We start from the raw sequence: 12,467 nt of genomic DNA, 5'->3' as shown, positions 1-12,467 counted from the left end.
TGCGATAGTGAGATATAAATGTTATAATCTTCGCATAGATAAAGAGGTATTTTATGAACACAAAGGATATGATCATTCAAAGCTATATTGATTTAGTGATTCAAAAGAAAACGACTCATGTAAAGGTTGCTGAAATTTGCGATCATGCTGATATTTCAAGAAAGACTTTTTATAATTATTTTGTTGATAAGCAACAGATTCTTGAATGTATTTTTTGTGAAGAAATTGAAAAGACAATGGTCAATGGATTGCAATATCCCATTAATGAAAAAGAGGAAGTCATTGCTACTTATAATAGTTTTTTAAAACAAAAGGATTTTTTTATGATTGCCATGAAATGTGAAGGACAAAATTCATTATTTGATATCATCATACAGCGGTGTTCATCATTTTGCAGGGATCTGTATGATCCATATTTTAAAGATAAGAAAAAACTGGAATATCTTTCATATAAGTATGCGGCAACCAGTGCGATGCTTCTAAAAAAATGGATGAATGAGGGCATGGAGGAATCCGCTGAATTTCTTGCAGATATCTATTTAAGCTCTATCCAACAACTGCCGTCATATAAGAAGAAAAAGGGGTAACAAATTTTTTGTTTTGTTACCTTTTTAGTTACTTTTGATTGAAAGAGTTAATGTAAATCAGACAGGTAAATGACTATAATAGAAATAGATGAAAGGAGTCTTAGAAATGGAAGGTATGATGAAGTGTGCTATTTATAAAAGCGCAAAAAACATTGTTGTAGAAGAAAGGGCAATTCCTTCGATCAGCAGTAAGGATGTGCTGGTAAAAGTTCTTAGAGCCGGCATCTGCGGTTCAGATGTAGGTATCTATCTGCATGGCGGAGAAGGATATGGTCTTCCTTCTGATTCACAGTTCGGACACGAGATGATCGGCAGAATCGTGGAAAAGGGCAGTGATGTCGCAGATGATCTGAATGTCGGAGATGTTGTTTTTATCGATCCGACACTTAGTACCGAAAACGGAGTTGCAGGCTCAACTGCGGCAGGTGCCTTTTGTGAATATGCCCTTGTTAAGAATGCGGCATTAAATTATAATCTTTATCATTTAGAAGATCCGGATTTAGACAAGCTGGCAATCATTGAACCATTATGCGTAGGAACCAAGGCAGCAACGATGGTGGAACCTAAATTGGATGAGAAGGTTGTCGTGCTGGGTGCCGGAACGATCGGTTTATCAGCTGCCGCAAGTTTGATTGCCAGAGGATTAAAGAAGATCGTTGTGGTTGATCGTGATTCAAAACGTTTGGAAGTTGCCAGACATCTTGGTGCTGAAACCGTTAATACGACAGAAAAGGATCTAAAGGAAGAGCTTATTCGTATCTTAGGAGCATTCCCGGGATATTTTCCATTACCGGATGTGGATATGTATATTGAGGCAAGCGGTTCTTCGGCGCTGTTTCGGCAATGCTTTGATTTAGCCAGGGAAAAGACTCGTTATGCCGTTGTATCTGTGCTGAATGAAGTAACTCTGAATGGTTTGAATTTTATTGCGACACAGCCTGTGATCTACGGTTCTCGGGGATATGAGCATGAAACGATTGCGGAAGTAATTGATCATTTACAAAAGAATAAGACCAATATTCGGGAAATCGTTACTAAAAAATATAAGATCGATGATTTCCCACAGGCCATTGCTGATGCTGCCAGTGGTAAGCAGATCAAGGTATTAATTGATTATGAGATGGAATAAACCAGTCGATGACTGGTTTTTTCTTTTCTGAAGGATATTTAAATTTCGTTGTGTTCGCCCTTGAAACAGTGTAAAATTGTAGTAGGAGGATTGTTTATGAAATTTAGTGAATATACATATGAAAGACCTGATCTGCAAAAAATGCAGAAGCTTTATACCCGTTACATTGATGAATTAAAGCGTGCGGGTGATGCCGATACATTTATGGATATTTTCAAAAGACTGAATCAGCTGAGAAATCATATCTCAAGCATGAGAACGATTGCTTCATTGCGATATACGATCAATACAGCGGATGAATTTTATGAGAAAGAAAATGATTATTGGGACGAGCACTCACCTTTTTATCAGCAGCTGGATACCCGTTTTTATAAAACGATCATGGAAAGTCCGCTTTTAGATGAATTGAAAAAGAGGATCCCTTCACCATTTTTCGGGATCATTTCCTGTCAGCTGAAAGCTTTTGATGACGTTATATTGGAGGATCTGCAGCAGGAAAATAAAATTGTGACCCAATATGACAAGCTGAAAGCTTCCGCAAAGATCGATTTTGAAGGCAAGACTTATACGTTGCCGGGAATATCTGCCCTATGTGAATCAAAGGATCGTGATCTCAGAAAAAGAGCAAGTGAAGCTAAATTTAAATTTTATGAAGATCATGAAGATGAGTTTGACCGTATTTATGACGAGCTTGTGCGGGTGCGTGACAGGATGGCAAAGAAGCTGGGTCTTGAAAACTTTACAAAGCTTGGTTATCTTCGTATGACCCGTCTTGATTACGATGAAAAAATGGTTGCTGATTATCGTAAGGAAGTATTGGAGAGCGTTGTTCCTTTGGCATGTGAGCTTGCCGAAAAGCAAAAAGAGCGTCTGGGGCTTGACCAACTGGAATATTATGATTTGAATGTTGAGTTTAAGAGCGGTAATCCACTGCCAAAGGGAAGCTGCAAGGAGCTGGTTGAAAAGGCGCGTCAAATGTATCATGAGCTTTCAAAGGAAACAGGCGAGTTTTTTGATATGATGATCGATCGTGAGCTTTTAGATCTGGAAAGCAAGCCGAATAAGGCAGGCGGCGGTTATTGTACCTATATCAGTGAATATGAAGCACCGTTTATTTTTTCTAATTTTAATGGTACGAGTGGTGATGTTGAGGTATTGACACATGAAGCCGGTCATGCTTTTCAGATTTATTCTTCAAGACATAATAAGATTCCTGAATTAGAATTTCCAACATATGAATCCTGTGAAATCCATTCGATGAGCATGGAGTTCATCACATGGCCATGGAGCCATCTGTTCTTTGGTGAGGATACGGCCAAGTATCATTATCTTCATTTAAGCTCGGCCGTCAAATTTCTTCCTTATGGGGTTTTGGTGGATCATTTCCAGCATGAAGTCTATAATCATCCTGAAATGACGCCTCAAAAGAGAAAAGAGGTATGGCGTGAATTGGAAAAGATGTATCTGCCTTATAAGAATTATGAAGCCTGTGATTTCTTGGAAAGAGGCAATTACTGGTTCCAGCAGAGTCATATATTCATGGATCCGTTCTATTACATTGACTATACCCTGGCTCAGGTATGCAGCTTGCAGTTTTGGAAGAGAAGCCAGGAGCATGATAAGGATATGTGGAAGGATTATTTGGCAATCTGTCAGGTGGGAGGTACAAAGAGCTTTTTGGATATCGTTAAGACAGCACATTTGATATCTCCTTTTGAAAAGGGCTTTTTGAAGGATGTCATGGAGTCGGCAAAAGCTTATTTAGAAAGTGTTGATGATAAAAAGTTTTGATATGGGGACTGGAATTCAATGCATGAATTTCAGTCTTTTTTTGTTGTGATTGTATTTTCTATAGAGATTGTTTATAATATGTGGGAATGGCGGAGGGATATATGGAATCAGTTAAAGCTTTTTGTGAGAGAAAACTACTGGGATATAGTGTTGATCAATATATAATCATGTTTGTTGTTTTTACGATTTTTTTACCACATTACTTTTCATTGGCGGCTATGGTGGGGGTTGTAATTTATCTGGTTTACACCAAGCAGCTAAAAAAGGTGATCTTGGGTACGCCAAGAGGTTATTGGGCTTTGATTTTTGGCGGCATGTCGATGGCGGTTTCGCTTTATTATCAGAATTATCGGGGCTTTATGCAGTGTGTAGGAATCGTTTTTGTGGCGGTTTTTATTTTGTATTATCGCCGTTATATCGATGAGCGGTTATTTACTTTTATCGTAGATACCTGTTGTCTGTTGTCGCTGTGCTGTTTTGTGTGGGGATTGATGGAGTATGCTTCGATCGTTGATCGTTTGGGTTATCCTTTTGATGAGCTGATCGTTGAAGATTCGCCGGTGAATCGCATCAATTCAACTTTTTATAATGCAAATTATTATGGCATGATGATCCAGTTTTTAGTGCTGATGTGCATCTATAAGATTCTGCATGCGAAAACGATCCATCGTGTCGTATTTTATGTCGTGACGATCTTTTGTAATCTTTTTGTTCTTTATCTGAGCGGATGCCGGGCCGGATGGTTAAGCTTTTTAGTGACCATTCCGCTGATCTTTTATATAAATCGACGGAAAAAGACTTCACTTTTTTTAGTGCTGATGATTGCGCTTGTTGTGGTGATCGTACTTTTGAATCCGGAGATTTTTCCTCGCTTTGATAATATCATCCGCTATTTCTTTAATCGTACGAATATTTGGATGACTGCTGTGAAGGGAATTATGGAGAAGCCGTTGTTTGGGCGTGGTCCCAGCGCATATCTGATGATTTATGAAAGCTTAGGGGGACGCAAGGCTTTTCATTCGCATAGCGTTTATCTTGATCCGCTGCTCTCGTTTGGGATCGTGGGCGTAGGTATGATATGTTATTTCGCATGGCCGGTCGTGAAGGAAATTTATCAGCTATATTCCAGAAAGATCAATAGGGAATTGTTCGGTCTGATCATTTGTTCGATCCTTGCTGTTCTGATTCATGGAATTTTTGATTATACCGTTTTCTGGATACAGACAGGAACGATATTTTTACTGATCTTGAACAGTGGCAGCATGTATAAAAATAATTCCTATGATTGATCTCGTAATCTTTACAAATAAAATAAATTACGATAGAATATAAATCATAAAGAGGTGGAATATGAAAAAGTTAGCAGCAGTCGTAGCGCTGTGTCTGTTGGCAGGATGCAGCAGCAAAGAAACGATCGAAGTGGATTATGTACATCCCAATCATAATGAAATCGCAGAGCAGGTATTAGGAGAGCCGCTTGGAAAGGATGAAACTCAGGAAATTTTTGAAAGTACGGAGAGCGTAGATGTATATTATGAGGTTGTTGATGATACGCAGGTGACGCTTTCTATCTTCAATAATATGGATTACTATTATACGGGTACGGTAGATCTGGATGCCTGTGAATTTCAGCTTTCAGTAACAGGTTTGGCACCATATTCTTATGCGTCAAAGACAGTAGAATGTCCTAATTTTGCGGAAGACAGTGAATTTACGTTTACCGGAACATTATATAACAGAAATGATGAAAATGCATATACGACACCGTTCGAAGCCTATTATTATGAGGATGATGATACGCTCTATGATTATACGCTGGATCTGAGCTTGGAAGAAATCAATGAAGATGAATTGAAAAAACTTGCGAATTATCTTTATACAGAGAATATTCTTTCAAATTATGCCGGAGAAATGTGGGTAAGGGTTTATCCTAAGACTGCTTATGATGAGGCTTATGGCATGAATACGGATGAAGCCTGGAATAAGCTTGACAGTGAGTCGTTTGTGGCGACTATCTGGGTAGATGCTGAGAATGATATTGCGGAAATTTATGACGGTCAGACGTCTGAGCTGATCGAAAGAATCAATTACAGATAACAAAAAGCGCTTCGCTACAAACGAAGCGCTTTTTAATTAATGATCTTAGATGCGATATTTGGCGTGGTCAGAATGTAATAACCTTCTTTTTCTCGATAATCTTCATTTTCGATCTCATCTGTTTTATCGTAGATCCAGATGGCTTCGGCTTCTATGCCGTTTTCTTTTAACTTTTCTAAATATGCAGCACCTTCCTGATAAGTCATCGTATAAAGCGTTGTGGAAAGGATATCGGCAATGCCGCTGTCCTCACATAAAATAGTTACGCTTTTCGCATGTCTTGCCGGATATAAGGTATCAGGATCAATGATATGATGCATGATATTACCGTCATGTATGAAATAGCGCTGGTAGTCACCGCTGGTTACGAAGGCTTCCTGACCGCCCAGTTCTAATGTGATGAGCGATTCGGTGGAGTTATGGAGGGAAGGGGTCAGAATACCGGCTCGCCATAGATCACCATTGATCTTATTTCCTAAAAATTCTACATTTCCGCCGGCATTGACAAAGCCATTGACATATCCCTCTTCAAGAAGCATTTCTGTTACTAACTGAGTAGCATATCCTTTAGCGACGGCACCGACATCAAGACTGGCACATGATTGATTTAAATAGACGGTGTTGTTTTCGTCATCAATTTCAACCTTGTCCCATCCCGAGCAGACTCTGGCGCTTTGAAGCTGTTCTTCGGTAGGAAGCGTGTAATCATCACCGTTGAGAGCTTTTTCTCGGACATCATGCCACAAGCTTAAGACAGGGCCAAGCGTTACATCAAACTGATAGTTGCTTAATTCGCTGTATTGCTTTGAAAGAAGAAGCATATCAATGATTACCTGAGAAACTTCCACCGGCTGAATACCGGCATTGTCATTGATCGTTTTGATATTGGCTACATCGTAATCGTTGTATTTATCAAAAAGGGAATTGTAGTAAAGAAAAGCATCGGTTGCTTTTTGAAATGTTTCATCAAATTCTTCCTGACTGTCGGCATATAACTGAATTGAAATTACCGTATCAAAGCCAGCCTGCATCGTTGAATCATTATAGAGCTTTTTCTCTTTTGGAGCACACCCTAAAAGAAGCAAACCAATGAGCAGTAAACTCGTTTTTTTCAATTTTATCACCTGCTTTATTATACTGTGCAAGGGGATTAAAATCAAGAAATTACTTTTTGTGAAGCAAACCGGAGGAAGAATATGGGTAAAGAGCATGAAATTTGATATGATTTTTTCTAAAATAGATGCCACAATATTGATAAATATATTAAAAATCGTGTGATATTATGTTATAATAACAGAGATGTCGTTTTATACGATGATAAGAAGAGGAAGGTGACGAAATGTCTTTGTTTAGAGGGTCAATGCGTACTCATATAAATGGGCACAAAGAGTTGAGCGAACATGCAGATATCATCACTTTGGTTCCTGAAAAAGTAGCGATTCCGCTGTATTTCGGTGCAGAAACGGATCCGCAGATATTTGTTCAGGCTGGGGATGAAGTTAAAGTAGGGACAAAAATTGCAGAGTTCAGCAGCCGCTTTGTAGTGCCGATATATTCTAGTGTAAGCGGAAGAGTCGAAGTGATTGAGGATCGATTACATCAGAATCTTAAAAGAATCAAACATGTAGTGATCGTCAATGATAAAAAATACACAAAGGAAGAAAATCCGACGTTGGATTATGAGGCTGCTTCTCGTGAAGAACTGGTTAATTTTATGATGAATGCCGGTATCATCGGCTGCGGAGGAGCAGGTTTTCCTTCTTATGTAAAGTATAAAGGTGTTAAGAATGTTGATAGCTTGATCATTAATGCCGTTGAATGTGAGCCTTATATCACCAGTGATTATAAAGTCATGGAAACTGATTTTGATGTGGTGCTGACAGGTATCAAGGCCATGAAAAAGATGAGTGATGCAAAGAAGGTGCTGATTGCTATTAAAAAATCACATCCTGAACTGATTCAGAGCGTCAGTGCTAAGTTGCAGAATGAAAAAGATATCACTTGTGTCAGCGTTCCGGATGTTTATCCGATGGGATGGGAAAGAACGCTGGTCTATCAGCTGACGAAAAAGCGTTATGATAAATTGCCTCTTGAGGTAGGCTGTATCGTTAACAATGCAACGACAGCTTATATGTTTGGCAAGGCGTTGACGACTGGAGAGCCGATCATTAGCCGTATGCTGACAGTCAGCGGTGATGCCGTGAAGCATCCATGTAATGTGATTGCTCCTGTCGGAAGCAGTGCTCACGATGTGATCGAGGCCTGCGGCGGTTATACTGCTGATGATGTGGTTGTCTGCTTTGGCGGTCCGATGATGGGTACAACGATCACGACGGATGATGTCAGTGTAGAAAGACAGAACAATGCGATCACGGTATTGAAGAAAGCGGCAATCGATGAAGTTGCCTGTTTGCGTTGCGGAAGCTGTTCAGATCACTGTCCAAGCGGTCTGCAGCCGGTACGTATCGTTCAGGCGAATAAATTAAAGGATATGGCACGTCTGGAAAAGCTGGATGTCACCAAGTGTGTGGAATGCGGAATGTGTACATATGTTTGTCCTTCTAAGATTGCTGTTACGGAAAATGTACGCCGAGCTAAGCGCGCCTATCAGATGGCGAAGGCTAAGAAATAGGGGGAAGCGACGATGAAATTCAATTACAGTCCGGCTCCGAATTATCGCAGTTCAAATTCTACTAAAAGAATCATGTTTGAACTGTTGCTGGGGCTAATAGTTATTTATTTATATGCACTCTTTTATTACGCAACAAGTTATGGAAATGAATATCTTATGCAGGCGTTGCTGATCATGGCAGCTTCGGTTGGCGGTTGTGTGCTTACTGAGGTCGTTTGGGCATTAGCGCTAAAAAAGAATGTCATTTCATATCTGAAGGGATCCTTTCCTTGGATCACGGGCGTGATCTTGGGATTGATGGTATCTGTCAATACAAGCTGGTATGCGGTTTTAGTGGCTGCCGTGCTTTGTACGATTTTCGGTAAACTGGCATTCGGCGGCTTTGGCCAGAATATCTTTAATCCGGCTGCTGTCGGAAGAGCGATCATACTGACTGCTTTTTCAGGTATGGTAGTTGCAGATATCACAACAGGGGCTACACCGACAACTTTGATGGCAAGCACATATTCATGGTGTGTGACGGATGCAGGTATGGTCAGTGAGCTGTTGAACTCGGTTGGCGGACTAAGCGGTCTGCTGTTTGGTTCACATCCCGGAGCTTTGGGTGAAACCTGCGGTATCCTGATCATTGTCGTGGGAATTATTCTTGCGATCCGCAAGGTCATTGATTGGCGTGTACCGGTCGTTTATATCGGAAGCGTATTTGTGATCACGGCTGTCATGGCTTTATTTAAAGGAATGGGCATGTGGTATCCTGTTTATCATGTGTTGAGTCGCGGACTTCTGTTTGGTGCCTTCTTTATGGCAACTGATCCGGTTACGAATCCGACAAGCGCATCAGGAAGGGTCATTTTCGCATTAGGCTGTGCGATCTTAACGGTTCTGATTCGTGTGAAGGCTAATCTTCCGGAAGGTGTCTTATATTCTATTCTGCTCATGAATGCATGTACGCCGATGATTGAACGTATTTGTGACTGTGAACAGATCAAAGGCTTAAGAAATGCTATTATCTCATTTGTATGTTTGGCCGTCGTAGGACTTGGCTGTGGCGTTTTAGCCATCAATGCGGTTGAGCCTGCCACTGCTGCAAAAGAAGAAAATAACGGCAGCACGAATGAAGGTGAAACAGGAATGGATTTCAATACAGAAATCACTAATACAACTGAAAACAGTGACGGCAGCGTGACTTATACAGTAAGTGTAGATGGTTATGCGGTATATAATCATGCAGATGGAAAACCGAATGTCATCGAAGTAACGATCCTGGATGGAACGGTTCAGAATGTTGTGGTTGTCGAAGCAAATGATACGCAGTATGTTGGAGATCAGATTGCAAATGAGGACTTTACCAGTCAGTTTGTGGGCATGACATTGGATACGCTTGAAGTTAAGCCGTTGAGCGGTGCTACGATTTCAAGTACTTCCGCAGAAAAGGCAGTGCAGGCGGCACTTGAAGCAGCACAGGCACCAGCCGGAGGAAACGGAAGTACAGGTGGTAGTGAAACAGGAATGGATTTCAATACGGAAGTCACCAATACAACCGAAAACAGTGACGGCAGCATTACTTATACAATAAGCGCAGATGGTTATGCGGTATATAATCATGCAGATGGAAAACCGAATGTCATCGAAGTAACGATCTTAGATGGAACGGTTCAGAATGTTGTGGTTGTCGAAGCAAATGATACGCAGTATGTTGGAGATCAGATTGCAAACGAGGACTTTACCAGTCAGTTTGTAGGTATGACAAAAGATACGCTTGAGCTTGAGCCGTTGAGTGGTGCTACGATTTCAAGTAACTCAGCATATCATGCAGTCTTAACTGCTTTGGAGCAATAGGAGGGGTATTATGAAAAAAATCATTCATTTAACACTTTTCCTTGCCATTATTTCGGCGATTGCCGGCGGTGCGCTGGCAGCTGTCAACAATTTGACAGCACCTATCATTGAAGAAAATGCTTTGGCTGAAGTAAAATCGACGCTTGAAGAATTTTTCCCGAATGGCAGCTTTACAGAAGTGGATATCAAAGGGGAAGTTGAATATATTACCAATATTTATGAAGCTGAAGGTGAAGGTGTGATCTATAAGGTCAGCGTTCAAGGTTTCAGTGATACGATCACTTATCTTGTAGCCATTGATAATGATAGAAAATTTTCGGGATATAAGGTAACAGAAATCAGTGATACACAGGGTTATGGATCACGTGTGGGCGATCCTGAATTCTATGAACCTTTTATCGGTCAGTCGATCGATACACAGGTTGATACTTTGAGTGGTGCAACAGTTTCATCGACAGCTGTTGTCAATGGTCTTAAAGAAGTTGTGAAATATCACAACGAAAATTATTAGGAGGGGGATCGTTATGAAACGTTTTGATAACTTTAAAGCGGGGTTCATAAATGAAAACCCGATCTTTGGACTTTATTTGGGCTTATGTTCCACACTGGCTATTTCTACGACATTAAACAATGCCGTAGGTATGGGTGTGGCTGTTACGGTCGTTCTGGTCATGTCCAATATCATTATTTCCTGTATTCGTAAGATTACGCCGGATGAAATCCGTATTCCGGTATATATCGTTGTTATTGCGGCTTTGGTAAAGATCGTGCAGATGCTTGTTGAGGCTTATACGCCTGAATTGAATACGGCATTGGGCATTTTCCTGCCATTGATCGTGGTTAACTGTATCATCTTAGGACGTGCGGAAGCCTTTGCCAGTAAAAATGGTGTTTTAGATTCACTGGTAGACGGCTTAGGTATGGGATTAGGATATACGATGGGACTGTTGGCGATGGCAGTGGTTCGTCAGATCATTTCAACAGGAACGTTGAGCTTTGCAAATCCGTTCAATACTAATTTTGTTATTTTTGAAACGACTTTCTTTCCTAGTGAATATGCGGTATCGATCTTTAGTCAGCCAATTGGTGCTTTCTTCACCTTTGCCTGTCTGGCTGCTGCTTTAACGGCATTTAAAAGCAGCAAGAATAAAAAGCCATGGAAGATCGGCGGAGCGCTCGTTGCACTTGTACTGATCGCCTTTGTAGCATTAAGAAGTGATTTCATGGTTGATACAGCGGCTTCAGAAACTCCTGTGGAAGAGGAAAACGGTTCTCAGGGAGGCAGTGAAACTGACTTGGCATTCAATACAGAAATTACCAACACAACGGAAAATGCTGATGGCAGTGTGACCTATACCGTGAGTGTAGATGGTTATGCGGTATATAATCATGCAGATGGAAAACCGAATGTCATCGAAGTAACGATCTTAGATGGAACGGTACAAAATGTCGTGGTTACAGAAGCAAATGATACACAGTATGTGGGTGACCGCATTGCTGATGAAGCATTTACCAGTCAGTTTGTAGGTATGACAAAAGATACGCTTGAACTTGAACCTTTGAGTGGTGCAACGATTTCAAGCAACTCTGCTTATCATGCAGTCTTAGCCGCTTTGGAAGCAGCTGAGTAGAAAGGAGAAAGCATATGAGTGAATTATTTACATTGTTTCTTGGCGCTGCCATTATCAATAATATTATTCTGACCAGATTTTTGGGTATGTGTCCTTTCCTTGGCGTTTCGAAAAAGGTTGACAGTGCCTTGGGAATGGGTGCAGCCGTTATCTTTGTTATCTTTGTATCCAGTATCGTAACTTATACGCTTTATTATCAGGTATTGGAACCGGCAAATTTGGAATACATGGATCTGATCACATTCATTTTGGTCATTGCGGCCTTTGTACAGCTTGTAGAAATGATCATTAAGAAGTTTTCACCGGCTTTATACAAAGCCTTGGGTATTTATCTGCCTTTGATCACGACCAACTGTGCTGTATTGGGAGTTGCTTTGGATAATATTTCCAATCAGTATAACTTTGCGGAAATGTGCACATATTCTCTGGCTGTTCCTGTCGGCTTTACTTTGGTTTTATTTATTTTCTCTACGATTCGTGAACGTTTGGATACAGCGAATACGCAGCAATCGTTTAAGGGTAATCCGATTGCTTTGATCGTAGCCGGATTGATGGCTCTCGCTTTTTCAGGATTAGCCGGACTGGTATAGTAGTATGACAGGAATCATCATTTTAGTGGTGCTGGCGGCTGGATATGGCTGTTTCTACTATTTGAATCATAAGACACCAGTACCTAAGGGATGTGAAAATCTGAAACAGGCATGTCAGGGGTGCAAAGATTTTTCTTGTGGAAATCACCCTAGTCAGAATTAAGGAGGAAC

12 protein-coding genes and 1 pseudogene are annotated in these 12,467 nt (G+C 40.7%); 12 read left to right on the top strand and 1 reads right to left on the bottom strand.

The window, feature by feature from the left end:
* The first annotated feature begins 53 nt into the window (after positions 1-53).
* The 5 genes from ACZYT3_RS04280 to ACZYT3_RS04260 all read left to right on the top strand — a co-directional run bounded on the left by ACZYT3_RS04280 (position 54) and on the right by ACZYT3_RS04260 (position 5,604).
* Positions 54-587 carry a TetR/AcrR family transcriptional regulator gene (locus ACZYT3_RS04280; RefSeq protein WP_464087801.1) on the top strand — a complete coding sequence of 178 codons (534 nt, stop codon included), beginning with the start codon at positions 54-56 and terminating at the stop codon, positions 585-587.
* Between the two features lie 106 nt (positions 588-693).
* Positions 694-1,716, top strand: a complete 1,023-nt coding sequence (locus tag ACZYT3_RS04275; protein WP_464087800.1) for a zinc-dependent alcohol dehydrogenase — start codon at positions 694-696, stop codon at positions 1,714-1,716.
* A 96-nt stretch (positions 1,717-1,812) separates the two neighbouring features.
* A complete protein-coding gene (locus ACZYT3_RS04270) occupies positions 1,813-3,507 on the top strand; it encodes a M3 family oligoendopeptidase (RefSeq protein ID WP_464087799.1) in 1,695 nt (564 codons plus the stop codon).
* A 101-nt stretch (positions 3,508-3,608) separates the two neighbouring features.
* Complete coding sequence (locus ACZYT3_RS04265; RefSeq protein WP_294561400.1) at positions 3,609-4,796, top strand: O-antigen ligase family protein; 1,188 nt, start codon at positions 3,609-3,611, stop codon at positions 4,794-4,796.
* A gap of 61 nt (positions 4,797-4,857) precedes the next feature.
* Positions 4,858-5,604 (top strand): META domain-containing protein, encoded by a 747-nt coding sequence (locus ACZYT3_RS04260; RefSeq protein ID WP_294561399.1) that lies wholly within the window; start codon positions 4,858-4,860, stop codon positions 5,602-5,604.
* Between the two features lie 32 nt (positions 5,605-5,636).
* Here the strand turns inward: ACZYT3_RS04260 and ACZYT3_RS04255 are convergent, their stop codons facing one another.
* Positions 5,637-6,719 (bottom strand): FAD:protein FMN transferase, encoded by a 1,083-nt coding sequence (locus ACZYT3_RS04255; RefSeq protein ID WP_464087798.1) that lies wholly within the window; start codon positions 6,717-6,719, stop codon positions 5,637-5,639.
* A gap of 245 nt (positions 6,720-6,964) precedes the next feature.
* On the opposite strand from ACZYT3_RS04255, the gene ACZYT3_RS04250 reads away from it, so the two are divergent.
* The 7 genes and pseudogenes from ACZYT3_RS04250 to ACZYT3_RS04220 all read left to right on the top strand — a co-directional run bounded on the left by ACZYT3_RS04250 (position 6,965) and on the right by ACZYT3_RS04220 (position 12,459).
* Positions 6,965-8,236, top strand: coding sequence for an RnfABCDGE type electron transport complex subunit C (locus ACZYT3_RS04250; RefSeq protein ID WP_464087797.1), 1,272 nt, complete (start codon positions 6,965-6,967; stop codon positions 8,234-8,236).
* Between the two features lie 12 nt (positions 8,237-8,248).
* Positions 8,249-10,075 carry an RnfABCDGE type electron transport complex subunit D gene (locus ACZYT3_RS04245; protein ID WP_464087796.1) on the top strand — a complete coding sequence of 609 codons (1,827 nt, stop codon included), beginning with the start codon at positions 8,249-8,251 and terminating at the stop codon, positions 10,073-10,075.
* 10 nt (positions 10,076-10,085) lie between these two features.
* A complete protein-coding gene (locus tag ACZYT3_RS04240; RefSeq protein ID WP_294562076.1) occupies positions 10,086-10,586 on the top strand; it encodes an FMN-binding protein in 501 nt (166 codons plus the stop codon).
* Between the two features lie 13 nt (positions 10,587-10,599).
* Positions 10,600-11,241: pseudogene (rsxE, locus tag ACZYT3_RS04235) on the top strand (electron transport complex subunit RsxE); the annotation flags it as partial.
* A gap of 57 nt (positions 11,242-11,298) precedes the next feature.
* A complete protein-coding gene (locus ACZYT3_RS04230; protein ID WP_464087803.1) occupies positions 11,299-11,706 on the top strand; it encodes an FMN-binding protein in 408 nt (135 codons plus the stop codon).
* Between the two features lie 14 nt (positions 11,707-11,720).
* Entirely contained in the window at positions 11,721-12,296 is a 576-nt protein-coding gene (locus ACZYT3_RS04225; protein WP_294562077.1) for an electron transport complex protein RnfA, read from the top strand.
* A 4-nt stretch (positions 12,297-12,300) separates the two neighbouring features.
* Positions 12,301-12,459: a hypothetical protein gene (locus ACZYT3_RS04220; protein ID WP_294562078.1), complete on the top strand. Its 159-nt coding sequence runs from the start codon at positions 12,301-12,303 to the stop codon at positions 12,457-12,459.
* Positions 12,460-12,467: the final 8 nt, after the last annotated feature.

The sequence above is a fragment of the Traorella sp. mt218 genome, assembly GCF_055420025.1.
The sequence above is the reverse complement of the archived record's forward strand: the minus strand, read 5'-3'. Positions and strand labels throughout refer to the sequence as shown.

Bases quoted from the DNA above. Each gene is read 5' to 3' on its own strand.
- ACZYT3_RS04225 (WP_294562077.1), top strand. From the start codon at position 11,721: ATGAGTGAATTATTTACATTGTTTCTTGGCGCTGCCATTATCAATAAT.
- ACZYT3_RS04240 (WP_294562076.1), top strand. From the start codon at position 10,086: ATGAAAAAAATCATTCATTTAACACTTTTCCTTGCCATTATTTCGGCG.
- ACZYT3_RS04280 (WP_464087801.1), top strand. From the start codon at position 54: ATGAACACAAAGGATATGATCATTCAAAGCTATATTGATTTAGTGATT.
- ACZYT3_RS04250 (WP_464087797.1), top strand. From the start codon at position 6,965: ATGCGTACTCATATAAATGGGCACAAAGAGTTGAGCGAACATGCAGAT.
- ACZYT3_RS04230 (WP_464087803.1), top strand. From the start codon at position 11,299: ATGGTTGATACAGCGGCTTCAGAAACTCCTGTGGAAGAGGAAAACGGT.
- ACZYT3_RS04220 (WP_294562078.1), top strand. From the start codon at position 12,301: ATGACAGGAATCATCATTTTAGTGGTGCTGGCGGCTGGATATGGCTGT.
- ACZYT3_RS04260 (WP_294561399.1), top strand. From the start codon at position 4,858: ATGAAAAAGTTAGCAGCAGTCGTAGCGCTGTGTCTGTTGGCAGGATGC.
- ACZYT3_RS04265 (WP_294561400.1), top strand. From the start codon at position 3,609: ATGGAATCAGTTAAAGCTTTTTGTGAGAGAAAACTACTGGGATATAGT.
- ACZYT3_RS04270 (WP_464087799.1), top strand. From the start codon at position 1,813: ATGAAATTTAGTGAATATACATATGAAAGACCTGATCTGCAAAAAATG.
- ACZYT3_RS04275 (WP_464087800.1), top strand. From the start codon at position 694: ATGGAAGGTATGATGAAGTGTGCTATTTATAAAAGCGCAAAAAACATT.
- ACZYT3_RS04245 (WP_464087796.1), top strand. From the start codon at position 8,249: ATGAAATTCAATTACAGTCCGGCTCCGAATTATCGCAGTTCAAATTCT.